The sequence below is a fragment of the Microcoleus sp. D3_18_C2 genome (assembly GCF_036702395.1).
GTDB lineage: Bacteria > Cyanobacteriota > Cyanobacteriia > Cyanobacteriales > Microcoleaceae > Microcoleus.
Window position 1 is genome coordinate 301,995 of record NZ_JAUBTG010000001.1, and the last position, 26,669, is coordinate 328,663.

The 26,669-nt window shown below is 44.8% G+C and carries 16 protein-coding genes; 7 read left to right on the forward strand and 9 right to left on the reverse strand.

Annotation, left to right across the window (positions count from 1 at the left end; all coding sequences use genetic code 11):
- Positions 1–681: 681 nt before the first annotated feature.
- Both QUA88_RS01205 and QUA88_RS01210 read left to right on the forward strand, forming a co-directional pair.
- Complete coding sequence (locus QUA88_RS01205; RefSeq protein ID WP_445300585.1) at positions 682–6,138, forward strand: nSTAND1 domain-containing NTPase; 5,457 nt, start codon at positions 682–684, stop codon at positions 6,136–6,138.
- 47 nt (positions 6,139–6,185) lie between these two features.
- Complete coding sequence (locus tag QUA88_RS01210) at positions 6,186–6,863, forward strand: pentapeptide repeat-containing protein (RefSeq protein ID WP_333056116.1); 678 nt, start codon at positions 6,186–6,188, stop codon at positions 6,861–6,863.
- Between the two features lie 145 nt (positions 6,864–7,008).
- Here the strand turns inward: QUA88_RS01210 and QUA88_RS01215 are convergent, their stop codons facing one another.
- Positions 7,009–7,245, reverse strand: coding sequence for a hypothetical protein (locus QUA88_RS01215; protein WP_333056115.1), 237 nt, complete (start codon positions 7,243–7,245; stop codon positions 7,009–7,011).
- A gap of 95 nt (positions 7,246–7,340) precedes the next feature.
- Here QUA88_RS01215 and QUA88_RS01220 point away from each other — a divergent pair, with 95 nt between their 5' ends.
- Genes QUA88_RS01220 through QUA88_RS01230 form a run of 3 tightly spaced genes read left to right on the forward strand, consistent with a single transcriptional unit; the run spans position 7,341 to position 9,139 of the window.
- Complete coding sequence (locus QUA88_RS01220; RefSeq protein WP_333056114.1) at positions 7,341–7,808, forward strand: pentapeptide repeat-containing protein; 468 nt, start codon at positions 7,341–7,343, stop codon at positions 7,806–7,808.
- The gene (locus QUA88_RS01225; protein WP_333056113.1) at positions 7,786–8,187 is read left to right on the forward strand and encodes a pentapeptide repeat-containing protein; all 402 of its coding nucleotides are present in this window, start codon (positions 7,786–7,788) and stop codon (positions 8,185–8,187) included. Before QUA88_RS01220 ends, QUA88_RS01225 begins: the two co-directional genes overlap by 23 nt.
- A 46-nt stretch (positions 8,188–8,233) precedes the next feature.
- Entirely contained in the window at positions 8,234–9,139 is a 906-nt protein-coding gene (locus tag QUA88_RS01230; RefSeq protein ID WP_333208452.1) for a pentapeptide repeat-containing protein, read from the forward strand.
- A gap of 167 nt (positions 9,140–9,306) precedes the next feature.
- On the opposite strand, the gene QUA88_RS01235 is transcribed toward QUA88_RS01230, so the two are convergent.
- Positions 9,307–14,685 carry a DNA/RNA non-specific endonuclease gene (locus tag QUA88_RS01235; protein ID WP_333269808.1) on the reverse strand — a complete coding sequence of 1,793 codons (5,379 nt, stop codon included), beginning with the start codon at positions 14,683–14,685 and terminating at the stop codon, positions 9,307–9,309.
- A 510-nt stretch (positions 14,686–15,195) separates the two neighbouring features.
- On the opposite strand from QUA88_RS01235, the gene QUA88_RS01240 reads away from it, so the two are divergent.
- Complete coding sequence (locus QUA88_RS01240) at positions 15,196–15,669, forward strand: pentapeptide repeat-containing protein (RefSeq protein WP_333058348.1); 474 nt, start codon at positions 15,196–15,198, stop codon at positions 15,667–15,669.
- Positions 15,670–15,811: 142 nt separating this feature from the next.
- On the opposite strand, the gene QUA88_RS01245 is transcribed toward QUA88_RS01240, so the two are convergent.
- Entirely contained in the window at positions 15,812–16,069 is a 258-nt protein-coding gene (locus QUA88_RS01245) for a hypothetical protein (RefSeq protein WP_333058349.1), read from the reverse strand.
- Positions 16,070–16,226: 157 nt separating this feature from the next.
- On the opposite strand from QUA88_RS01245, the gene QUA88_RS01250 reads away from it, so the two are divergent.
- Complete coding sequence (locus tag QUA88_RS01250; RefSeq protein WP_333058350.1) at positions 16,227–16,697, forward strand: pentapeptide repeat-containing protein; 471 nt, start codon at positions 16,227–16,229, stop codon at positions 16,695–16,697.
- Between the two features lie 115 nt (positions 16,698–16,812).
- Here the strand turns inward: QUA88_RS01250 and QUA88_RS01255 are convergent, their stop codons facing one another.
- The 6 genes from QUA88_RS01255 to QUA88_RS01280 form a co-directional block, all read right to left on the reverse strand.
- On the reverse strand, positions 16,813–17,325 hold the full coding sequence (locus tag QUA88_RS01255; protein WP_333058351.1) for a hypothetical protein: 513 nt from the start codon (positions 17,323–17,325) through the stop codon (positions 16,813–16,815).
- A gap of 8 nt (positions 17,326–17,333) precedes the next feature.
- Positions 17,334–17,975: a DNA/RNA non-specific endonuclease gene (locus QUA88_RS01260; protein ID WP_333058355.1), complete on the reverse strand. Its 642-nt coding sequence runs from the start codon at positions 17,973–17,975 to the stop codon at positions 17,334–17,336.
- A 3-nt stretch (positions 17,976–17,978) separates the two neighbouring features.
- Positions 17,979–18,122, reverse strand: coding sequence for a hypothetical protein (locus tag QUA88_RS01265; protein WP_333269813.1), 144 nt, complete (start codon positions 18,120–18,122; stop codon positions 17,979–17,981).
- A gap of 86 nt (positions 18,123–18,208) precedes the next feature.
- Positions 18,209–18,412 carry a cytoplasmic protein gene (locus tag QUA88_RS01270; protein WP_333058352.1) on the reverse strand — a complete coding sequence of 68 codons (204 nt, stop codon included), beginning with the start codon at positions 18,410–18,412 and terminating at the stop codon, positions 18,209–18,211.
- A gap of 86 nt (positions 18,413–18,498) precedes the next feature.
- Complete coding sequence (locus tag QUA88_RS01275) at positions 18,499–18,696, reverse strand: cytoplasmic protein (RefSeq protein WP_333058353.1); 198 nt, start codon at positions 18,694–18,696, stop codon at positions 18,499–18,501.
- Positions 18,697–18,700: 4 nt separating this feature from the next.
- Positions 18,701–25,555, reverse strand: coding sequence for a DUF4114 domain-containing protein (locus tag QUA88_RS01280; RefSeq protein ID WP_445300587.1), 6,855 nt, complete (start codon positions 25,553–25,555; stop codon positions 18,701–18,703).
- Positions 25,556–26,669: the final 1,114 nt, after the last annotated feature.

Here is a 26,669-nt window from a genome sequence, read left to right on the forward strand (position 1 = left end):
TGGGATTTTTGAGATAGCTTCGTGACTCTAAAAACCCTTAAATACGAGGGATTTAGAAAGAATTTAACTAAAAATTCATCGCTCAAAACTCCGAAATCTTACCATCCAATACAGAAATCAGTCAGCGGTTTTTTCCACTGGCTAATTTCTGTTGAATGCTGGCTATAGGCGGTGTATTTTATTGTCCTGTAAAACTTTGCCACCACTAAGGACTTTGCCCACTCTCAACTCTCATATCTGCAATGTCAGACCCCCTATGTCTGTTTTTAGCTGTTGCTCTTAATTTCACATAATCCCATACCGGAGTACATTTTTTTTGCTGTTATGCTAAATGCCTGCTACAGATATATCGAAGTTGTTTACTAATAGCTAGCCGTCGGTATGATCGTGAACTAAGCACTTGGCTATTTATGATCTGTAGTCCTTTATATATCGCTTAATCAAAAAATCTAAGATAACCTTAAATTTTTATTCGCAAGTCTAGCATTCTCTGAGATTGAGAGGTATGATATCTTTACATTGGATCTAATAAATATGTAAGTATTGATAGGACAAGTACGGAAAACTACGTATTTATACAGAGATAAAGCGTCAGACAGAGACGGGGATGTCTAAGTAGAGACGCTTTCAGTCACGATTGGCGAGCGTTAGGTAATTGATTAATGCAAAAGAGGTGCACGCATGACCGATCTAATTAAGGTACAAGAAACTGCAAACTACAACGAGCGCTCGCTCAAAACTCTGGTCAGGTCAATCACAATGTCTCAACACCAATTCTCGCTAATTTTGGTGCGCTGCAACTACGAGCAGTTGCGGCAGCAAATAGCGCAGCGGCTGCGAGAAGTGTCCCCAGTTCCAATTCAAGATATCGTCCTGCCAGCTTCAGTCAAAACCCTCTACACTACCCTGCTCTCAAGCTCTTTCCAGGAGGGGTACTCGCCTGTGGATGCCACCTCGGCTTTGATGGTATTCGGTTTAGAAACAGTAGTAGCGATCGACGAACTGATGGCTTCTACCAATCAAGTGCGAGACGAATTTCGCAAAAATTTTTCCTGCCCAGTGATCTTGTGGGTAACAGATGATATCGTCACCAAAATGATTCGTCTGGCCCCGGATTTCAAAAGTTGGGCCGCCGCCACAATTAAATTTGAAATGGGCGTTGACGAATTAATTAATTTCCTCGCTAGGCGGGCTGATACTATATTTAAAATAGGCGAACTCCATCAAGAACTCGCCAGCAGCAACCTCAGCACCATCACTAATTGTGAGACCTGCGAAACCCCGTCCGAAAAACGCGGCCTGGAGCGCGAAATCAGCCCCGGAGAACGCTTTCTAACTTTTAACTCACGGCCCCAAAACCGACGACAATCAGATATCCACTCCTATTCGCCATTGAGTCCCGGCAATACCTTCGATTTGGCGATCGGCTCTTTGCCACGCCGAGAACTAGAATTAGCTTTAAGAGATTTACAAAATCGCGGTGAAGAATTAGAACCCGCCCTCAAAGCCAGCCTGGAATTCGTTCTCGGTAGAGATTACTATGTCAGCGACCAAACCGAAACTGCCTTAATTCATTACCAAGAAAGTTTAGTATTTTGGCAGCAGCAAACCGGCAACTTGGAACATTCCGAAAACCCAGAAACCTTCTCCTCCTTGTCGAATCCTGTCCCCAAAATTTTATTTTTAGAGAGAGAAGGCATAGTGCTGTTTCACATAGCCCTGTGTCACCGCTTGCAAGCAGCCAGAAACCCGGTAGCCAACCGCCAGCACTGGGAACAAGCTTGGATTAGCCTGGAAAAATCTAGAAACGCTTTCTCCCTTGCCTCACGCCCGGAATTGGTAGCTGAGGTGACAGCACACCTCGGAGAAGTGCTGCAGCGCTTGAAAGCTTGGGGAGAGTTGCAAGCATTAGCTGAAAATTCTTTGCAGTTGCACTTCACTTACGGTACTCCCAGCCAACTAGCTCAAGATTACGGCTTTTTGGCTGAAGTTGCCCTGCAAGAGTCGAGGTGGAGTCAAGCCCGCCAGCTAGCCGAGTTGGCTTTGGCGATTTTGGATCAAACGCCTAATGATTTGAGATTGCTGATTGAAGATTTGAGATTGGGGTTTGAGGGAAATTATCCAGAATTTGTGGGCCCTAACGAGTTAAGTAACGAACCCAAATCTAAAATCCAACATCCTAAATCCGACAGGAGTTCGTATCTTTTACTTTTAGCCCGAAGTTTGCGACAGCTAGGGCAGTGGGAAGCGGCGGTTCATTCTTTGGAGTTGGCTCAATCTCAAAGCGAGCCGAAGTACGACCCCCGACTTTACATCGATATTTTGACGGAATTGCAAGCGGTTTATTTCGAGCAGGGAGAGTATCTTAAAGCGTTTCGGATTAAAAAAACCCAGCGTTCGATCGAATATCAATACGGATTTAGAGCTTTTATTGGAGCCAGCCAATTGCAGCAGCAGCGCCAAGCGGTCAATCCTTCAGGCCCCTCAGCTCAAAACCAAGCTGCCATTGCAGCCTCCATGACGGCTTATTCGCGCCAAACAGATATCAATAGCTTGCTAGAAAGAATTAGCAGGGACGACCATAAATTAACTATTATTCACGGGCCCAGCGGAGTCGGGAAAAGTTCTCTAGTCAATGCAGGCTTAGTACCAGCTTTGAAAAATATTACTCCGGGTGCGCGGGATACATTGCCCGTAGTAGTCAAAGTTTACACCGACTGGCTGGTGGAGTTAGAAAATGCTTTGAACAGCGCACTGTACGACAAACAAGCCGAAGAGGAAAGTAAATTAATCTCGAAAGGAGTACAGGAAATCCACAAAAGAAGTTGCTCGGTTATTCCTGCTCGCAGCTCGGAAGTCTCTTCTTTTATTATAGAACAGTTGCGCGAAAATGCCACAAATAATTTGTTAACTGTGCTGATTTTCGATCAATTTGAAGAGTTTTTCTTTGTTTCAACTTCTGTGGCACAAAGACAACTTTTTTATAATTTTTTGCGTTTGTTTTTGAACTTGCCTTATGTCAAGATAATTCTGTGCTTGCGCGAAGATTATTTGCACTACTTACTAGATTGCGATCGCTTCCCAAATCTTGATGCTATTAACAATAATATTCTCGACAAAAGCATCCGCTACCAACTGCGGAGTTTTTCTATCAAAGACGCGCGGGCTGTCATCGGACACTTAACAGAACGGGCGGAATTTTATTTAGAGCCGGCACTGATCGATGCCTTCGTAGAAGATTTAGCAGACGAACTGCAAGAAGTGCGACCAATCGAATTGCAGGTAGTAGGAGCGCAACTGCAAGAAGAAGGTATTACCAGTCTAGCACAATACCAGCAATTGGGGGACAATCCCAAAGCGGAATTAGTGAAACGATCGCTCGAAAGAGTCATCTCTGACTGCGGGCCCGTTAACGAAGACGCAGCTTGGAAAATCTTGTTTTCCCTGACAGATGAAAGAGGCGTAAGACTGATAAAAACCAAACACGAACTCTCGTTAGTTACAGGCCCGCAGCCAGCCGATGCCCGCGAAACCGAATTATCGGCGATCGGCAGAAACCGAATTTCCCTACCGCGACAGTTCGCTGCATACCCTGAAAGCCGACCCAAGAAAACCGACAACCTGGACTTAATTTTAGACATTTTAGTTGGTCACGGTTTGCTATTTTTGCTACGGGAAGCGCCCGAAGACCGCTATCAATTGGTACACGACTATTTAGTGCGACCGATTCGCCAAAGATTCGGCTTAGAAGCGAGACTCCACAAAGCAGAAGCGGACAAAAAAATGAGTCAAGCACAGCTCTACCGAGCCAATACTTTTCTCAAACAACTGCTGGGAGTAGCAGTGATCGGCGTCATGCTGCTCACCAGTTCCACGATCGCAGCCGTAAATTTTTGGTGGCGGGCTGTGGGTCAAAAACAGCTAGCTGTCGCTCAAACTCAGCGAGCCGAAATCAGTACCCTGACAGCAGCTTCGGAAGCACTTTATTTCTCAAATAACAAATTTGACGCCATGATGGAAAGTTTGAGAGCTGGTAAAAAGTGGAAACAGATCGAACACTCCCAACAAATGTATACTCTCAAAGACACCGAAATCCTGATTTCTGCAGCCCTCCAGCAGGCAGTTTATGGAGTCAAAGAACGCAACCGCTTGGAAGGACACGGCGATGTAGTTTGGGGTCTTAGCTTCAGTCCAGACGGCGAGACAATAGCTTCTTCCAGTGTAGATAAAACCGTCAAACTTTGGCGGCGCGACGGCAGTTTGCTGGCAACTTTCAAAGACCACACTAACAGTGTCTCCTGTGTCGCGTTCAGTCCCGACAACAAAACCATAGCGTCGGCAAGTTTAGATAAAACTGTCAAAATTTGGCAAACTGACGGCCGTTTGTTAGCTACTTTCAAAGGGCATACTAATAGCGTTACCAGCGTTGCTTTTAGTTCTGACGGTCAAACGATCGCCACTGGCTCTACTGATAAAACTATCAAACTTTGGAAAACCGACGGCACGCTGCTGCGGACGATCGAACAATTTGCTCCCGTAAATTGGCTAAGCTTCAGCCGCGACGGCAAAATAATCGCTGTGGCGAGCGATGACGGTAGTGTGAAACTGTGGAGTTCTGACGGTAAGTTAATCGCTAATTTATGGCACAGCGAAAACAGACAACCCTCGAAAATTTACACCGTCAGTTTCTCCCCCGATGGTGAAACGATCGCCAGTGCGGGTGAAGATAAAACGGTGAAAATCTGGAGCATCGCTGCACTCAAACACCCACCAACAGAAAATTCCACACAAGCCAAAAAAGGTGAACTGCTAACAACTTTGCGGGGACACAGCAAGTGGGTATTTGGTGTCAGTTTCTCTCCCGACGGTCAAACACTTGCTTCTGGAAGTGCAGACGGGACTGTCAAACTCTGGAATCTTGCTGGTGTTGGCGACAAACGCCCAACCGATGCTAGCAACATTAAACCAGAGAGTCGCTTACTGAGAACTTTTGAGGGACACGCCGATCGAGTTACTCAGGTGAGTTTTAGCCCGGAAGGCAAAACCTTGGCTTCGGCAAGTTTTGACAAAACTATCAGGCTGTGGCGACTCGATGACGTGCCGCTCAAAACCCTCGACGGACACCAAAACCGGGTGCAAGGCGTTACTTTTAGCCCCGACGGCCAAAGGCTGGCTTCTGCTTCTACGGACAACACTATCAAACTCTGGAGCCGCACGGGAGTTTTGCTGGAAACCTTGGAAGGACACACTCAGAGAGTCGCCAGCGTCAGTTTCAGCCCCGACGGCCAGCTACTTGCTTCTGGGAGTTACGACAAAACGGTGAAAGTCTGGAGTTTGACAGAAGATGGCATGAATAATATTCTCCCTTGTCCTTCGGCTCCGCTATTCCCGTGTTCGCCTTCTGTGCTGTTGACTCTCGACGGCCACGCCGACAGCGTGATGAGCGTGAGCTTTAGCCCCGACAGCGAGGTTCTGGCAACGGCTAGCAAGGATAAGACTGTGAAACTCTGGACTAGAAACGGCAGGCTGATTAAGACTTTGACGGGACACACAGGCTGGGTGACTGGGGTGACTTTCAGTCCCGACGGCTCGATGCTGGCTTCTGCAAGCGATGATGGTACTCTCAAACTCTGGAATCGGGACGGTCGTTTGCTAAGAACGTTTGAAGGAGCTCACAACAGTTTTGTGTTGGGGGTTGCTTTTAGCCCTGATGGCAAAATGCTGGCTTCGGCTGGTTACGACAATTCGGTGAAATTGTGGAAGGTAGATGGGACTTTGGTGGCGACGCTGCTGAAGGGTTCTAGCGACAGCGTGACTAGCGTTGCTTTTAGCCCGGATGGTTTGTTGGTGGCTTCGGGTAGTTACGATCATAAGGTGAAACTGTGGAGTCGCAGCGGGACTTTGCTGAAAACTTTGACGGGTCACAAGGATAGTGTGATGAGTGTGAGTTTTAGCCCGGATGGGAAGGTTCTGGCTTCTGCGGGCCGGGATAATCGGGTGATTTTGTGGAATTTGGATCTTGACGATTTGCTGGTGAGGGGCTGTGACTGGGTGGGAGATTATTTGAGGACTAATCCTAATGTGAGCGATCGCGATCGGCGTCTCTGCGACGGGGTGGTGGCAAAACCTCAGTTTTAGCTATTTGATTGTTGGCGGTTGACGGTTACAAATTAAGGATTAAAGTTATGGATGCAGAAGAATTGATCGGACGGTATGCTGCTGGAGAAAGAGACTTTGCAGGTCTTGACCTAAGTGGAATTCTTTTGGGTAGACGTTACGCTGATGAGTTAATCAAACGATATCAAACTGAAGAAAACACCAGAATTGGAGGAGTCAACCTGCGCGGTATAAACCTGAGCGGCACTAATCTGGAAGGGGCTAACCTAGAAGCCGTTGATTTTATGGGGGCCAATTTGAGTGGAGCCAACTTGACTGGAGCTATATTGCAGGTGGGGAGGCTCAATGAAGCTAACCTGAGCGGAGCTAACCTCAGAGAAGTTATCCTTAGCTCGGCTCGACTGCATCAAACTAACTTGAGTGGGGCTATTTTGGAAAGAGCTGTCTCGTATGATGCGGAATTCATAGGGACGATTCTGAAACAAGCAAAGCTCAAGGGGGCTGGTTTAGAGACTTCTAGCTTTATTGACGTTGATTTTACCAGTGCTGATTTAAGAGAGGTAGGTATAGGACCAGCTACCATCAAGCAATGCAACTTTACCAAAGCCAATTGGAATCGAGGGTGTATTCAACGGTGTACGTTTATCGATTGCGATTTTACCAAGGCTAGCTTTAGGAAAGCCGGTGCAATAGAATCGAATTTTATTCGGTGTAATTTTACAGATGCTGAATTGGTGAAAATGTAAGTTTTTGATGCCTGCACGAAAGTTTCTATTTTCTAAATAGCTAGAGAAATAGAAGGTCAGTGAATGTTGAATTTGAACCACTCACTGACCAGAGGAATAAATCCCTAAGTCATTCTTTTATAGCAAGCGCTCAAAAGGAACCTTCTTAATCCGTTCCAGGTGCTAATCCGGCGGGTGCTGGTACTGCCAACTGGGCGGGTATATTCAGGGAGTTATCGCCAAAGTTTAAGTTGAAGGCTCCTGCAAATTCAAATCCCGCCGGCAGCGGTAGGGAGAAGTTTTGTTGGTTGACTGGGGCAATGCTGACGGTTGTGTCTTGCTTTAAGGCACCGGGGGCTATCATTACTGTTGATGTGCCGTCTGTTGAGCTGATGACATTCAATAAGGAAGGCTATCCCAAGTATTTCCAATAGATTCTTGACTGGGAAAGCGGTATTATTAACACTATCAACCGATTACAAATTAAGGGTTAAAGTTATGGATGCTGAAGAATTACTTAGAAGATATGCCAATGGCGAGAGAGACTTTGCTGAGGTTGACTTGAGCAATGCCAATTTGAAGAAAAGCAAGCTTATTGATATCAATCTCACCAAGACCAATTTAACAGATGCTGACTTGAGTGGTGCTGAGTTGATGAATGCTAACTTGAGTGGTGCTAACTTGATTTCTGCTGAGTTGATGAATGCTAACTTGAGTGGTGCTAACTTAAGCGATGCTAACATGGATTGTATTGACTTGAGCGACGCTAATTTGACCGAGGCTAACTTGACCGAGGCTAACTTGGATGGCGCTGAGTTGATTAAGGCTAATTTTAGTGGTGCTAACTTGAAAGGAGCTTGGTTACAAGGGGCTGACTTGACGGGAGCTAATCTAAGTAATGCCTGCTTAGAAAACGCAACTTTGCACTATGCTGACGTGACTGATGCCAACCGAGCGTGGAGCTAATTTGAAAAATGGTTTTTTATCTAGGCTCAACTGCCAAAATACTAACCTCACTGGAGCCGACCTCAGCGATGTAGACCTCGGTGAAGCTGGTTTTCATAAAGCAACTCTAATTGGCGCGAATCTAAGTAATACCAAACTACATCAAACTGGGTTTTGGAATTCCGATCTTACTGGAGCTAACTTTAGTGGTGCAATTATGGATGAAACATCATTTGATGGTTCAAATCTGTGCAATGCTAATCTGATGGGAGCTAGACCCGATCCTGAATATGACGACTCAAATACAATCAATCTGTGCGGAAAATGGGAAGACGCTACTTTGTGCAATACTATAATGCCAGATGGAACGATCCGAAATGATAATTGTACGGATCGATGAATGGAAAACATTACTATAAAACGATTACAAATTAAGGGTAAAAGTTATGAATGCGGAAGAATTAATCGGACGATATGCTGCTGGTGAGAGAGACTTTATTGGCGCTGACTTAAGGAACATCTGTCTGATGGATACTTTTCTAACGGACATCAACTTACGTAGTGCCAATTTAGAAGATTCTTTATTAATGAGAAATTTTCTGATTAATGCCAACTTAACTGGTGCTAACCTGAAAAAAGTTAATCTTTCAGATTCATATTTAATGAATGCTAACTTAATTAATGCCAATCTCAGTGATGCTAATCTCCATCAAGCTGATCTAACAGGTGCTGATTTAACAGGCGCTGATTTAACAGGCGCTGATTTAACCACAGCTCAATTGATTGGTGCTAACTTAATTGATGCTAAGTTAAATAATATTCAAACTAATAAATCGACAATTTTTCATCATACTATTATGCCTTCTGGAAATCGAAAAATGGATTCGGAGCGAGGCTTAAGTGGTGAAGAATTCAAAAGACGCTATGCAGATGGACAGAGAGAATTTACCGGAATAGTCTTACATCGAGTTAACTTAGAAGGTGCTAACCTACCTAATCTGGATCTGTCCTATGCTCATTTCAGTCAAGTTAACTTGCGTAATGCTATTCTGGAACCTTTTAGTTGGGACTCGGCACGAATTATTTATTGCGACCTTAGAGGTTCTAATTTAAAGGGTGGCAATTTTACTAATACCAGGTTTATTCACTCTGATTTAAGAGAGGCGCAACTTTTCGGCGAGGCAACCTGTACCAGTTTTATAGAAGTTAGCTTCCAAGGCGGTGTATTCCTATATCATGGACAGTCACCTCCTTTCTGCTATAACGTTACTTTACCAGATGGGGAATATATGGCTGGATGTAGCGATTGCTATCAAAAAACTACTCATATCAAAAAAGATGGCGAGTTTTAATGTTATGAGGATGGGATTTAAGCAAGGTCGCTAAATATAGTAAGGGTGAAGACCTGTCGCCCTTACCACATCTTAAAATGTTATAAATTGCGTAAATTTTATCCTCATTATTTTTACCCAAAGCCAACTCAGTAAAACTGCTTCAATCAAAAACTAAAACAGAAAATCTAGACTTTTTCTAAAAGATTTTTTTGTACACTTTTGTCAGTAACATTTGAGAGAAAACTAAAATCAAAAGGTGTATTCGAGCCGGGAATAGGCCTGTTGTTAAGAAGAGTTTGAAGTTGTAGCAAGGTAATTCGCCAAGTTGCCACGTTTCTCCATTGTTCAGGGCTTTCGATGGGTTGACGATTTCCCCCTAAGAGTTGATTTAGAGGATGTTCTTGAGGCCAAGATTCTGGTTCTGAGCGGTTAGGAGTTATAAATGTAAACATAAGTGTTTCAGAGGTAATTTCAGCATTTGGTTTAGGCAAAGCCATAATTGTTTTCCAGGTCCATTCAGGAATCTGAATATTGTTCTCAAAGTTTTGGGGGTTTGTATTCCCTCTGTTAATAAAAATACCATTGTTTGTTAGTTGATTTAAGAGTGCTGGAACATTAGTTTTTTTCTGAGTAGTCCAATTATTTCCTAAAGCACCGGCAATAATATAAAGTTCTTGCCCTTGCTGAACACGATCCTGTACTTTTTGTTCAAAATTAAACCAAGCAGAGGCAGTCAATGGATTTGTAGAAAACAATCTATTATTGTCCATAGATTGTGCAATTAAATTAGTCCCCATATAGGTTTCTATGGCATCTTTAGAGTTTCTGTTTCTGTCTCGATCAGGAATTAAATGACCTTTATCCATTCCTACCCAAGGCTGCCGAAATATAGTACCATCAATTTGAGGCAGGTTAGAATTTGCTGAAGTGGGCGACAAAAAAGGATCTGCTATGAACTGGATGTCTGTTCTTGTACTAGATGGTACAGTCCACGATTTATTAACTTGCCAACTCACCCAGTTAGAAAGTTTTGTTTGAGTATTGTAGGATACTACATATCCTGGTTTTTCAATCAGTAAATTTGTTGGTTGTTCTTGAGTTAAATCCCATCTAGCGTTAGTAGGGTTGCCAAGCTTGAGGTGTGGACTCTTGAAAAATACATTATCTATGATAACATTTGCATTGTCATCACCTTCTAGGCTAAACGTCAGCTTAGCTGGTTTTCCTACAGATTTTGCGAAATCTTCGTAAGCCAGTAATTGCAAGGGTAACTGAAAAGTTTCAAATCCTGTTCTTCCAAATCCAATACTATTGATATTCTGGCTATATATTTTTCTGATTTCATCGACATCTTCTTTGTTGGCCTCAGCTACAGTAACGGAATCCTGAGCTAGATTTATTCTCTTTATTGGTATGTTTACTCCTTCTACTTCAAGTTTTACATTGAGTATTCCACTTCTGCTGGGAGCGTGAATATCAAACCGCAAATTTCCCCAATCATTTAGCATAAAGCGATTATGGGAGATGCTTTCACCACCTTTTAACTTCAGAGCATAATTGGGTTGATAATCTTGAGCTTGAGAGTTAATACCTAATAAGCTCAAGTAATTGGAAAAATTGGGAGATTGTTGAGCTATCTCATTCCACTCTACAAGGTTGTTGATAGGTGACACCAAAGTTGATGTGGCACTATTATGAAAAGACCACCCAGGAATTTCCTTAGAGATAGTATTCCGACCAAATTCTTCAGCCCCACTCTTATTAGGAATAAACTGGTCAAAATTCCCATTAAACAGAGTAGGAACCGCATAATCCCCCCGCATACCAGCAGAAAGAGTATTATCAAAACTCACCGGAACGCGCCCAACAGAACTCAACGTCCGTCGGTCTTTACCTCCACCCAAAACAGAATAAAACCAACCCTCACCAACCCCTTCACCATTGCCATTATCATACCAAGGTTTAGCAGCCGGGAAATTCGGATCGAACAATTCGGGTAAACCCATTTTACCCAACATATCGTTAACTGCTTGAGGCTTCTCAGAAGCCTCCACATGAGGATACTGAAGTAAAACTTCCTCCAGGTCTAAATCAACCGTCCCAGCATACCATCCAAATGCTCGCTTGTGCGTCCCTCCTACAAAATCATCCTTAGTAAACCCAATACGACTGTTTTCACGACCTGGTTCCTTCTCACGAGTACCGAGTAAAATCTCTCGGTCTGCCTTCCCTAAAGTAACACCATTAGCTTTAGGAAAATTCAGTCCAGCAGGTTTGGGATTCTTATCCAACTCCTCTTGTGGAAGTAGACTCAAAGAACGACCATTAGGAGTAGCAGTACCACCATTCGGGTCAGCCACAGTCTGATAATAGTTATCAGCAAACGTAACATTATTCCAAACCTGAATTTTGGGTTCGTAGAAATCGCTGAAATTTGTGCTGATAAAGCCAGGTAATTGTAAATTCAAACTAGGTTGGTAGAAATCGTGCGGGTCAATTGTTGTCATTTGGAGGTCTCGGTCAGCCATAGATTTGCCGCCCGCTTGGGGGAAGAAAGTCCCTAAACGCTGTACAATTTCGCTATTGACAACCGTCCCTCGACTGAAGCCCATGAAATGTAGTGGCGAATTGAACAAATCCCCCTGCTGGCGAATCAGCTTCCCTTCGCTGTTGTACAACCGGTTTAATTGATTGCCTTGATACTCTCCAACCTTACCCCCTAATGCCAGATCCAACTGCACCAGAGAAGCAAATAAAGCATCAGCCGCACCCTCAGAAAAGCCAACGTCAGGAATGACTGATTCTCTGTCCAACGACCATTCTGTCAGCAACACTAACGGTTTGTTCTGGTTGAGGTATTTAATCTCCTTTCCATCTATAACTACCCCGGCTTTTAAGTTATTTGCCAAAGTTGATAAATAATTAGGTTCGCTGGTGTTAAGCCCCTCGGTCAAATTAGTTATCACCCGTCCCTGTATATCTATAGGAATCCAGTTACCTGTAGGCTTGTCGTAGCGCATAATTAACCCGCTGTTTTCCGGTGTATTACCGCTAACAGTGGCAATTTTGTTGGCCATTTGGAAAAAGGAATCAGGAATCCCAGACTGGTTAGGCAAAAGTGTAAAACCATGAGTCAACACGCTGACACTGCTGAAAGGACTGTTGCTATCAGGAGGTAGGGTTTTAAACTGCCCCAAATCTTTGGTCACAGCGCCGCTATTACTCACAGCTTCTACAGCAAAGTTGTAGTTCTGCCCCGCAGTAAGACTCTGAGGTAGCGTGAAGTTAGTGCTAGTATTTGCGGGGTCATTTAAAGGTTGGTTAAGAGGCGTAATCCCGTCATGGCCGTACCACTTGTTAGTATCTTTCTTCCAAGTCGCCGTCAGAATTCGGTTGGGATTGAAATCGTCATAACCGTTCCAAGGCTTAGAAAGAAGTTGACGCTTTTGTGTTTCCGAGAATCCGGGAAGGAGTGCCGAATCTGATAAATTGACAACCTTATCCCGAGGCAATAAGCCCTTCCCTTGCTCGAAGGTACTGACAAAAAGATTAACTTCTTTCACATCCTCCCAACCAGGAGAAAACTGCCATTGAAAAGTCGGAGTCAGGTCACTTGTAGTTGTACCAGGCCCCTTCAAATCCAGCCAATCAGTCGGTGCAGAACTCAAATCCCGTAAATTGCCTCCAGTACCGACTGGTGCGCGTGTTGTCCCCGGCAGCACCCCATAAGTAAACTGATTAGCAGGTCGATTCTCCTTAGTAATCCCATAGTCAGCAGCAATACTAACCGCCGGATTGATATCATCAATAGGAACCCTTGTGAAATCAGCCGCAGTCACAGACCTCGCCGTAGTAGCATTGAAGAAAGGAGACTTAACACCCCTGTCAAGACTATCAATTTTGAATTGACCGGGATTGTCCAGAGTTTTAATAATTTCCTCAACATCGAAAGCATACACGCTCCCGCTACCAGTCAGAGAAGGATAAGAGCCATAAAGGTATTTGTTGTCATTAGAAAGCACTAAATCGTTAGTAAGAGCCTCTGGAATCGGTCTGGTAGCACCGATTAATTGAGGATTTGGCCCCAAGGGGTCTTTAATAATCCCAATATTTCCCCCAGAACGCACATCTGCATTAGGGCCAAGACTTCCAGAATTGCGACCAGCCACAAACCCATACCGCCCATCCCGCGTTACAGTGACAGATACCCCCTCATTCACATCAAAATAATCAGTAGGAAAACCCAAACTTAAAGGGGCATAACTCACAGAAGCAGTAAAGTTAAGAGGGTCGTCCGAAGTAATTTCCAACACCCCAAAACCAGGCCCGTCATTCTGGTCAGTATTAATCAGATTCAATCCGTTCGTGAACACCATTTTCGTCGGCTCATTCGTAGCTGCTATTCCCTCGGTCTCCGAAATAGTAGGAATAACTCCAATTTGTTGATGCCACTTACGAGGATTAGAATCTTCATCCTTCGGTCGGTCCTTAGAGTCAATATTGATTGCATAAATCCGACGATTAGGCACTTGCTCATTATTATCAGAACCCGTGCCGAACAGCCGCCGCCCATCACTACTAATTGCCAACTGACTCAATCCTAATGGTGAAGTGACGTTAATAGTCTCAACTACTTTGTGATAAGTTGCCGAGTTAGGGTTGATGTCAAGGACGTAAATTTTCGCTTGATTTAAGTCGCCAATGTAAGCATAATCGTCTCTAGGACTGATGACTATTGACTTGGGTCTAGCGCCCGCCGGCAGGACAATGGGATTGACGCCTGGGGTATTTGGCTGAGTATCTACCTGTCGCAGTACCATTGCATCGACCAATGCCACTTGACCTGAATTCCTCAAGGTTGCGTAAACGCGATTTCCGTCGCTAGTCACGGCTGTTGATTCTGCCCAATCTGTGACACTGCTAGTCCCCACAGGAATTTGAGCCAACAGCAAGTCTTTGCTGTTTGTAGTATCAACCACTGATTCGGGGTTTTTACCGTTGAGAACCGCTACTCGGTCAGAACCGCCCAAGGCTGCAAAAACGTACTCTGCCCCCTGTGGCAGGCGAATTGGATTGCTGTGGTACTGGATTTCTTTGTATACTGGTGTAACACCTTTTTGCTCGACGGTCTGGTTCTGCTTCCTCTCCACTACGATGCCTGAAGCGCCCAGCACTACTGTATCAGGCACTTTAACTGCTACTTCATACTGATTGCCCCCAAGAGAGCGGCTGTGTGTCGGTACTACAGTCCCCTCATACATAGAGTTGCCTGCATAGAATTTAACTGTCAAATCCTCAAACTTACTGCCTTTGGAGTCGCTGGCATTGTTGACCAGAATGTTGCCCCCGGTCAGAAATAAGAGGGGCTCATTGTTCTCAAATGGTTGACCGGAATCATCCTTGAATTTCAGCTCAGCCTTTTGGAGGACAGGAGGGGCTGTGGGGTCAGAGGTGGTTGGGGCTGGCATATTCAAAGCTGCCTTGAAAGTGGCAGTGCCGTCGTCGTTTCGCTGCACGCCTACCTCTGTTACGACGGGAAGTCCCACCTTGGGGATTGCTACCACCTGCACTGAAGATATGTCGCGAGTTACGGTAAAGGCCGGGGTGGTAACGAATTTGTCCGGGTCGATTAACTGACCGATGTTTCCCTGGGGGTCAATGATGCCAAAAAATGCTAGGGGGTCAACTTTTCCTGAATCATTCTGTTTGTCTGTTAAAGATTGAGTCGCGGTTTGTACTGGGTTTTGTAAATCGGTTGATTAGACTTCTGCGCTGATATTAGTGTCAGGTGAAACTGGGTTAGATGTGGCTGGAATTAATGGGGCTGTTGGGGGCTGTGTAGTCGGCGGTTGTTGAGAATCTGAAATATTTTATGGCAGATTTGACAGAAAGTCAAAATTAAAATTATAATCGCGCTCTCGGTTGCGTTTGTTAAGAATACCTGTGAGTTCTAGGAGAGTAACTCTCTAAGTATCAGGATTTCTCCAAGCCGTTGCATGAGTTATGCGGTCGGGATATAGAGCATTAAAAAAAGTGCTATTGTTGATTGTGTAAATAGATACAGGAGTTGAGTTATGGAAAAAGAAAGAATAACTGTAGAAGAATTACTCAGACGCTATGCTACTGGCGATCGAGATTTTAGAAACATCATTTTGGAGTATGCAGACTTGAGCGGGGTTGAACTGCAAAATATTGACCTGACTGGTGCTCAATTTAACTACGTTAATTTGAGCCGACTCAATTTGCATAGGTGCGAGTTAGGGTCGGCTCAATTTTGGTACTGTAACTTCAGGGAAGCTAAAATCACCTCAAGTCATTTGGAATACAGTAGGTTTTTTGACTGTGACTTGAGAGGATTTAACAGCAGTAGATGCGACATAAGCTCGGTTAATTTTACTAGAGTCAATTTACAAGGTGCGAAGCTTGGGGGCTTTGGCGAAGACCCTTGTAACTACTGGGACGTTATTCGCCATGACGGAGTTTTTATTTCTGGTTTCACTTCCAATCTGTATCGCTCTTCCTGCAGCAATACTAACAGGGAAGTATGAGATTATAATAATATCCTAAAAAGTTATGAGAGTATGATTACTTCTGGGCTAAACGGAACTTCTTCCTGTAAGGCTAAGTTCCGTTTAGCCCAGAAGTAAAATATCAAGAAGGAGGAGAATATCTCCCTTGATTCTTCAGAGCTTACTGAATATCTTCTGGCAGATTTGACAGGAAATCAAACTTAAAGTCATAGTTGCGAACTTTGTTACGTTCGTTAAGAATATTTGTGAGTTGTGGAAGAGTAAGTCGCCAAGTATCTGGGTTCCTCCAAGTCGCTGCATTAGTTATGTTACTGCGAGCGCTGTCCAAAAAGGGAGAAAACACATCATTATTAAGCGGATTTGGAACCCCATCTGAGGATACATTATTCCAATCTGGTTCTGCTATGTTGGGCGTCATATATGCGAAAGCTTCTATGTTTGACGAAGTAACAATCGAGTTGTACTATTGAGACAAATAAACTATCTGCGGCTGCCGAGCGCCAAGCTAGAGTTGTGTGGTATTTGGGGATGAGTTTGCTATTATTGAAAATGCGAATAGATGCAGGAGTCGAGTTATGGAAAAAGAAAGAATAACTGTAGAAGAATTGCTCAGGCGCTATGCTGCTGGCGATCGAGATTTTAGAAACATCATTTTGGAGTATGCTGACTTGAGCGGAGTTGAACTGGAAAAGAGCGACTTGAGTGGTGCTCAATTTAACTACGTTAATTTGAGCCGACTCAATTTGCATAGGTGCGAGTTGGGATCGGCTCAATTTTGGTACTGTAACTTCCGGGAAGCTAAAATTACCTCAAGTCATTTGGAATATGCTAGGTTTTTTGATTGCGATTTCAGTGGAATTAACACCAGTGGCTGCAATCTAACTTGTGTTCATTTCACCCGAGTTAATCTTCAAGGTGCTAAGCTCTATGGCTTTGGAGAAGATCCTTGCGAGTTTCGGGACATTATTCGGCAAGACGGAGTTTTCATACCGGGTTTTACCTTCAATCCCTATCTCTATTCTCACAACACTAACAGAGAAGTATGAAATTATAACAAGGTTATCAAAAGTTGTTAGAGGATGATTTTCTGCCACTAAAAGAAGCAAAATGTCAAGAAGGAGGAGATTATCTACCTCGCTCCTTCAAGGCATTTTGAACATTTTATGGCAGATTTGAAAACAAATCAAAATCAAACGCATAGTTGCGAACTTTGTTACGTTCGTTAAGAATCTTTGTGAGTTCTGGAAGAGTAACTCGCCAAGTATCTGGGTTCCTCCAAGTCGCTGCATTAGTTATGTTACTGCGAGCGCTGTCCAAAAAGGGAGAAAACACATTATTGTTAAGCGGATTTGGAACCCCATCTGAGGATACATTATTCCAATCTGGTTCGGCTACGTTAGGCGTCATATATGCGAAAGCTTCTATGTTCGACGAAGTAACTTCGGCTCCTGGTTGTTCCACAGCCATGATTGTTTTCCACGTCCATCTAGGGATGTGAATTTGTCGGTTTGACAAATTGCTAGGGCTTGTATTTCCCTGATTGATATACTCTCCATTTAGAATGTCATCAAGCAATTCAGGAACATTCGTTTTCTTTTGAGGATTTGGATCGTTACCAATAGCTCCAGCGAAAATGTAAAGCTCTTGCCCCTGAGTAACCCTGGGAGCTACCACTTTATTTTCTATATTGAACCAAGCTGAAGCATCTGCTGCATTGTTGCTTCCTTGAACAAAAAATCGATTATTATCCATTGACTGGCAATCAAATTAGTTGTGAGGTAAGTTGCTAACTGGTCTTTAGGATGTCTCAATCTATCTCTGTCAGGAGACAAATGACCTCGATTCATTCCTAACCCCGTAAAGATATTTCCATCATAGGTAGACAAGCCACTAGCTAATAGATCGGGGTCAGTTATAAATTCCGGTCTTTCTCTTAATCCTTTTAGTAACTCTCCTGGTTGTGTTTCTGGTCTTGTAACCCATGTTTTGTCTACTTTCCAACCAACCCAGTTGGCAATTTTGGTGTCAGCATTGTAAGACACTGCGTACTGGGGTTTTTCAAGCAGCAAGTTGTTTTGATATGTACTGTTGCTAGGATTCCATCTAGCTTCAGTGGGATTGCCAAATTTGAGATGGTCGCTCTTGAAGAAAACATTATCTATGTAAACGGAATCGCCACCGTCTAAAGAAAAAGTTATTTTCGCTGGCTTACCTCGAAACTCTGCGATTTCTGAATCAGTGAGGTTTAACTTAAGTTGGAAGGTTTCAAATCCTTTTCTGCCAAACCCAATCTTGTTTTCGATATCCGAGTAGATATCCTTAATATTCTAAATTTGATTGTAGTTACTTGCGTCGATCAAAAAATTTGCATCTTCTGCAAGATTGACGGTTACATCTTTACTTTGACCGTCGATCGTTTCAAGTTTTACATTGATTGTCTTAAAGTGCCGACACTGGTCAAAAGATACCAACCTTCATCCTCCTGTTTTCCTCTATATTTTCCTCGCCAATAACAAGAGTCAAAATCCGCCACCGATGGGGCTTTTGACTCTTGTTGTCAGTCCGTCAGCCAAAAAGGTTTTTCGGCTGGTTCATAAACAATTGTATTGTCCTGATCGGGTAAAGGTTTTGTATGTTGTATAGTTCCGGTGATAATAATTGGTGGAATTCCTTCAGGAAAGGCGCGACAAGTTGGCATCTCGTTTACATACACGCGATAAAGATAGTGACGGCAGCCAAGGCATCCTCCATATTCAGCCATTTGATTAATCCTCAACAACAACAACTTGTTTGGGGTCGAAAACTAAATGATGTTGCATCATTTGGTGGGGCTTTTGACTCTTGTTGTTACTCCGTCAGCCAAAAAGGTTTTTCGGCTGGTTCATAAACAATTGTATTGTCCTGATCGGGTAAAGGTTTTGTATGTTCTTTTCCGACGATAATAATTGGTGGAATTCCTTCAGGAAAGGCGCGACAAGTTGGAATACCGTTTACATACACGCGAAGATAGTGACGGCAGCCACGGCATCCTGCATATTCAGCCATTTGATTAATCCTCAACAACAACAACTTGTTTGGGGTCAAAAACTAAATGATATTGCATCATTTCTGGGCTTCTAGTCGCGATCGCATCATATCCCTGAGTTCTGAGATCCTCTGCATATCTAACTGTCCGCTCTGGTTCTTGTAGACCATTTTCCACACCGTAATTAGCTACCCGCTCATCAAATTCAGTTAAATCCTGATAAACTTTGGGGTTTTTTACGTTCAGCATAATCTTTAATACCGGACCCAGCCTTGGATTGCCATTCTCATCGCTGCTAAAATCATTAGCCCTCTCCTCCTGATTTGTCAAATAAAAACCTTCTCCGAAGAAACCTCTGATGAACCTAGCGGGATTTACACCAATATTCGCAATACTACCAGCACCCGCTGGGTTAGTGCCATGATAGAGCACGCGTCCGCTGTAGTAGCTATTTTTTGTATATTCTTCAGCCTCAGCGAGAGTCATAGAAGGTTCCCACTTCTTGCCAAAAGAAATATCGTCAAGGTAAACAGTGCCGTCATTGATTTCAAACTTGAGTAAAGCTGCCTTACCGCGCAGTTCTTGCGGGACATTTAGGTAGAAAGTTTCAAAGCCTTCAGTACCATAACCGATCTTGCGAATATTGCTGTCGAGCTCTGTAGGAGAGCTATTTATTCCAGATCCTCGCTCTAAATTGATAGTTCCTATTGAACTAAACTGTTCGTAACCAGCTACGTCTGCTCGCATAGAAACCGTAATGTTTCTTCCCGCAGCGAGTTGGTCTTCAGGTACGTGCAGGTTGAACTTCAAACTATCGTGTAAGCTGTTTTGATCGGGGACAAGAAAGAGATTATGAATTATTTCTTTAACTCCATCATTCCCTCCCATCTTCAAGGTATAGTTTTGTCCAGCCAAACCGTAGTTTAATATTCTTTGCTCTTCGGTTAAGAAGGTATCAATCTCATCCCGTTCGTGCAGATGTCTTTGCGACACATTAGGATTGTCGGATACAGTTAAAGAGTTGTAAAAAGACCAGCCTGGAACACTCTGATATGTAAAACGTTTGCTGGCGTCAAAATTACCATTGAAAAGGGTGGGAACTGCATAGTCACCTCGCATCTTGTTACCTATAGTTTCGTCTGTGTAGGTGTTGTCCTCGGTTAGGGGGACACGGTTACTTACGTTAACATCATAGGGGCGTAATTGAGAGCCACCGCCCAGTACCGAGTAAAACCAGCCTGTACCGATACCTTCCCAAGGAGCTCGTTGTTCACCGTGAGTAAAATTAGCATTCGTATGATCGGGTGTGTACCACGTAGGTGTGGTTGGATTGCCTGAAGTATCTAGTTCCAGATCTCCAAGCCGACGGTAAATCCTCTCTCCATTCTTTGAGGGGAGTTGACTTCCGCTAAGGTTAGTTGTTCCTCCATACCAAGTTACAGCTTGCACGTGAGGCTTTCCATCCGTGCTATTTTCAGTAAATCCAATCCGGCTCGATCCATCAAGAGAGCCTGTTCCATCAGAACCACCCAGGTGCACGTTCCAATCCGCCTCCCCAATTCGCCGACCAGCACGGGTATTGGTTTCCTGTGTATCCAGAGCGGGGACGTTTTGATAATAGTTATCGGCATAGGTAACATTTTCCCAGATTCGCACGGATGGATCGCGGAAGCTTTTTAAGGAGCCTACTAAGTAATCTTGGTCGAAATCATGAGGATCGATCGTTGTCATCTGAAGGTCGCGGTTTACAAGGCTAATACCACCAGCGAGGGGAAAATAACTTCCCAAACGCTGGACAATTTCATTGTTGATCGCTGCACCCTGACCAAACCCAATAAAGTGCATAGGTGAATTGAAAAGGGTGTTTTCCAAACCTTGATTTAAAGCTACCAGTGAAGCAAAAAAGGCATCTGCGGCTGCCTCAGTAAAGCCAGAGTTAAATGCGGTTGCTTCTGGTGGCTGTTCCCATCCAGGGATTAGTGTCAGTGGTGCGCCAAATTTATGAGTTGGAGGGGAGAAGGTTGTGGAGCCATCAAAATTCAGCCACCCCCATTTGTTAGTAGCCCGATCGTAACGCATGACCAAACCATTTTCTTTAGTCAGGTGAGAAGCCATCTGCTCGAATTGGCGGTCTATCAAATTAGGTTGAGGTTCTAAGCCTCGCGTTAACACCGTAACGCTGCTGAAAGTATTGCTACCAGAAATGGGAGTCGGCAGTAAAGTTTTAAACTTGTCGGTGATGACTTTTCTTTCCCCTTTCTTCGTCACAGCTTCCACAGCCCAATGATATTGCTGACCCGCTGTCAACATTCGGTCATTAGAAAGAGTAAACTCCTCTGAAGAACCAGCCTTAGTCCTCCCATCCCAAGTCCACGTACCGTTTTTCCATTGAGCAGTCAGGATACGATTCGGATTGTAATCTTTTTCGACAGCCGAATTTAACCCATCCCACCGATCGCCCGGCAACAAGCCCTTCCCTTGCGGAAAAACGCTTACATAAAGATTGACCTTATCGACATCAGTATCGGGCTTAAAACCAGGAAGACCGCAGGGTTCATTCTCACCCTTCAAATCCCACTTAAAAGTAGGAGTTAAAGGATTGCTATCATTCTTGCTATCCCCGATCGGTCCTTTTAATTCCAACCAGTTTTTAGCAGAAGCTATTGCCAAACCTTTAGGATTTCCACCGATACCAATGGGAGCGCGTTTCGTGCCATCCGGGATACCAAAACCAAAGTTATTAATCCAATTTCCCCCAGTAATTTCGTAATCAGCCGCAATACTGACAAGAGGGTTGATATCATCGATCGGCACGCGGGCGAGGTCAGCAACAGTCGCATTTCGCTCAGTGTTAGTCACGAAACCAACGCTACCCACACCCCTGTCGCGGGCGTCAAGCTTGTAATTACCCGGATTCTCTATAGCCTTAATCATTTCCTCAACATCGAAAACGTAGGAACTTCCTCCCAAACCGAAGGTGGGATAGGAAGCAATCAAATATTTGCCGTCGCTCGAAAGCGCTACGTTGTTAGTTAAGCTGCCAGGAATCGGTCGAGTCGCAGCCACCAATTGAGGATTGGGCCCCAGCGGGTTTGCGATAATGCCTATATTTCCACCCTCGCGCGTATTTATCTTTGCCCTAGAGTTGCGGCCGGCAACAAACGCATATTTCCCGTCTTGCGTTACTGTTACAGCCACTGCCTCGTTGACATCGAAATAGTCATTAGCCACGCCCAGCGACAAAGGAGCGTAGCGAACTTCAGCACTAAAGTTGAGGGGGTCATCAGACTCAATTTCGAGCACTCCGAAGCCCTTGCCGTCATCCTGAAGCTTTATCTGTTCCCCATTACTTATGGCAAGGACACTAGCAAATCCGTTGGTAAACACCATTTTCTTCGGGTCGGAAGTAGCAGCTATGCCCTCTGTCTCCGATAGGGTGGGAATTACTCCAATCTGCTGGTGCCACAGGCGAGTGTTAGCACCCTCAGCGCTTGGTTTGTCGGCGGGGTCAATGTTGACAGCGTAAATGCGGCGGTTAGGTGTTTGTTCGCTATTGTCGGAACCTGTGGCGAACAGCCGGCGCCCGTCGCTGCTGATAGCCAACTGGCTCAGTCCCAGCGGCGATGTGACGTTAATTGTCTCGACAACGGTATGATAAGTTGCCGAATTCGGGTTAATGTCGAGAACGTAGATGTTCGGTCGATTCTGGTCGGCAATGTAAGCGTAATTGTCTTTGGGGTCAATAACAATAGCTTGCGGTCTGGCTCCAGAGGGCAAGCCAATCGCATCGACAGTCTCCGTTTCAGGAGTAGTGTCTATCTCTCGCAGCGCTATCAAATCCACCACAGACACGCGGCCGGTGTCCCGCAGAGTCACGTAGGCGCGGGTAGCATTGTTGGTAGCCACGATCATCTCCGGTCGGTCTGATGTATTGGGATTACCTACAGGAATGTTAATAGCAACCGCCAATTTATCGCTGGTCTGGGTTTCAACAGTTGATAAAGGGTCTTTGAGATTAATAACGTTGATTTTGTCGCCCGTGCGTTCTGTTACCAGCGCCAATTCAACGCAGGTAGGGGCGAGGCGGATATTTTCTTCACTTTCTAGTTCCACAATGGAGTAATCTCCCGCACCCACTCCGAAGCGTTTTTTCTGCTTTCTCGACACTACAATAGTGGATTCGCCGACAGGTACGGTAATCGGAATTTTGACAGCAATTCTGTAGAGATTTTCTCCTAAATCGGTGTTTTTATCCGGTATCAAAATGCCGGGATAAGTTTTGTCACCGACGCGGAAACTGACTGTTAAATCTTCAAATTTACCGCCCAAATCATTGGAGTTATTTAGGAAATTGCTGCCTGTCAGGACGACTGCTGGGGAGCCATTTTCCAACTTAAATTCAGCTCCTTGAAGCACTGGAGGTGCGAAGGGGTCTGCTGGGAATAATGTCGGTACATTTAAAGTCGCTGTGACGCTGGGAATCCCTTCAGGATCGAGTTCGACACCCGCAGGAGTGACTACAGGTAAACCGACTTGTGGAATGGCGATGACTTTCAATCCAGATTGCAGGTATTTAGCTAAGTAAGCAAGGAGTAAGATTGTCGCGGCGAATTGAGCTCCGGTGGCGGCGGCGATACCGATTAAACCTGCATTTGCTGCTAAAAATGTGTTCTGGAGACCGAAATTAGTTGAAAGATTAATTGCTGCTGTACCGCCACTAGCAGCCAGCGAACCGGTGGCGGCTTGCGAAATGCCGAGATTGACCAACTGTTGAACTGTCGGAGCGCCTACTAACCCCAGGGGCAATGCAAACATCGCATATTGGCCGCTTTCCAAAACACCAGGAAAGGGTGGGGAATTGGTTCGGATGGTGCCGTTGGCATCGACGTAGCCGGATTCTTGAATCAGCCAAGTTGGGTTTTGAATATTGTTAGCATCCGGCAGCGAACCTTTTCGCATGAATAAAACTTCGGTACCGGGAGATAAGCCGGCGGGGGCTGGAATTGCTAATTGAGCGGGCAATTTCAGAGATTCATCACCCAAGTCTAAATTGAAGCCTCCGGCAAACTGCAAACCGTCGGGAAGTTGTAGGGATAGAGCATTGCTGCTTAGAGATGTCAAGCTAATAGCTGTATTTTCGGCAAGAGCACCGGGCGGCACCATCACAATTGAACCGTCACTGCCAGTAACTGCACCGCCATTTACTCCTAAAATTGTTCCGGCGGCGGCAGGCAGGGAGACTCGTACTGGCACGACTTGTTCGGCTGCTCCGTGAATGACGGTAACGTTAGTAACTCCTTCTTCTATTGCAGTAATAATGCCGTCTGAATTCACTTGCAATAAGTTGGAGTTTCCGGGGAAATAGCGAGTTCCTGTGGAACCGAATTTCAAATCGGGGGATTGGATGATCTTGTCAATTCCTACTAAAAGCGCTCGCCCCATTCCGGCTGTCATCGTGACTGCCTTGGGATAGACATTCAAACCATAAATCTCTGCTAATGCTTGATTGAATTCTGCATCGTTGGTTGGGGCTGGCAATTCTCCTACTCGCACTGCTGTTACTGCTTGCAAGTTATTTCGACTCGCGCTCAAAATTGAAGTACCGTTGATCAAACCCGTTACATTTCCAGCAGCATCTATTGGCGCTATTTCTGGATTGAATGAAGTGTAAGTTAAATAAGAATCCGGCAGCACGACATTCTGTTGGTCGGCAAAATCTCCCAGCACAATCAATTCCGTACTTTCTCCCGCATCCAGTCGGGGATTTCGCTTCACAAAATCTAGATTCAGCAGCGGAACATCGCTGACATTGACTGTTACCCGCGCGGGAGTTGAACTCCCAAAAGCGTCGCTGGCAAGGAAATCAAAGCTGGCAATTCCAGAGAAACCGGGTGCCGGTTTAAACGATACTTTGTTAGTTAAGGGATTGAAAATTACAGTACCGTTTACTGGATTGAGGACGCTAATTGTCAGAGGGTCGCCCTCTGCATCTGTGGCTAGATTGTCTAATGAAATAGTTGTCTCTAATTCTGTGTAAGTTCGAGCGCTTGTCGGCGAAACAACGGGCGGATTGTTGTCAGAATTCGGGGGATTGGCTTCGGCGAGTAATTGTTGTCCTAGCGGAGTATTGCGCCACTCTTTGTCAGGGTTGATGACTGTATCCAGCAGCGGTGCGTTTCCGGTCGCGCCGCTAATTTTAAAGATTAGGTCATTGTAATCTCTGTCCGAGTTAGGAGGCGACATATCTTCGAGGGCAAAGGTGTTGCCGCTGCCGGTAATGTCGGCTATTTGTAGCAGATGAGCGGTATCGTTGGGATTGGCTGTGGCGATACTAAATAAGGGACGGTTTTCGGGGAACAAATTTCCCGAATACGAGGATTGAAGCGATGACTGTACTGTACCATTGGGGACTAACATGACGGCAAAGGTGTCGCCTGGTAGCATGGAGAAAGTTTTGATACCCTGATATTCGCCGCTGCCCCAATCCCCGTCGAATGGCATCGCACCAGTAAATTTTGCGGATTCTGTAGAGTCGCTAATTACAATGTGTCCGTCGGTGGAATTGCTTAAAACTCTACGGGATGCTTCGGCGATAAATTCTGGAGTACCGGGTGTGAATGCGGACATTCCGGCCAGGCTGAAAATTCCGAGTTCGCCTTCAAAGGAGCCGCCATCAAATACATAGTCAAATTTGACTTTTCCTTGGTTATCTACAAGGAAAGTACCGGGGATTGGTAAATTGGCTGTTGTTGTTATTGATAAATTTGTTGGGGGATTGATATTGCTTTGGAAGTTGCCTGTACTCTGTGTGGAATAAGATTGACTGTCTGCAATACCGTCCGAAAATTGAGCCGATTCTTCTGCCTCTAACGGCAGCAAACCGCTCGATACATCTGCGGGTTTTGGCGCAATTTCGGTATCAGAATATGTGGGCTGGGCGACGGTAGTTTCTGTGGGAGTTGAATTGCTATTATAAGGGTTTGAATTTGGTTCTGGTGTGGATTTAAGAGTTGAGGGTGAAACGCTTGTTTCGACTGAGGCTATCTGTGCCGTACCTGCTGCTGTTTCTGATGGAGTTGAGAAAAGTGTCTGTATAGGAGAATCGGTTTGTACGCTAGAGTTTGAGTGAGAAATTAGCGGGTCGGTATCGAGAGAATTAATGACAGTTGCCGGGGAGTTTTCAGTCTCTAATTCTGCTGCTGTGAAGGTGACAGCGATGTCCGTATCAATTGTATCCGCAGTGAATTCAGCAAGAGCGAAATCGTCTGTTTTTGGTGGCAATTGTTGGCTTTCAAATTCGGCTGTTATTTCAGCAACAGGGAGTTCGCGTTCAACCGTATCATCCGCTTCGGGTGCGGCAACAATTGACTCAGTTTTTGTTGCCAATTTTTCTGTTTCTAATTCGGCTGCTATTTCAGGGAAAGCGGTATCATGTTCAATTAAATCGACAGCCTTTTCTGTAGCAATAATCTCAGCGGTTGTTGTGGAAAATTGTTCAGTTTCAAATTCGGCTGCGTTTTCGGTAACAGCCCGGTCATTTTCCTGAGTACCAGCAGCCTTTTCTGCGGGAATAACCTCAGAAATTTGGGTCGGCAATTGTGACGCAGTATTAGGAAGATTGTCATTGGTTTCTCTTGGCAATTCTTCGCCCCAATTATCGGCAATCTCAGATGTTTTTGCAGGAGGCTGTGACGCGATGGGAGTGGGAATTAGCAGAGTTTCAGCGGTTGGTGGGGAAGCAGCATTATTTACAGCATAGTCGGCTGAAGCCGGCAATTTAGGAATGCGATTAGTTGCAGTTGTGTCGGTTTTAATTAATTCAGCATCTGCTGACTCGCTGACAATTGATTCTGCTGATACTGGCCGTTCTATTTCCGAATTTAATTCATTAGGGCTAACACTGGGTGTCTCTGGGGCAGGGCGAACGCATCTAAACTTTATGTTAACATAATCTGGTATATTAGAGAAGAATTATTGAGTACCTACCAAACAT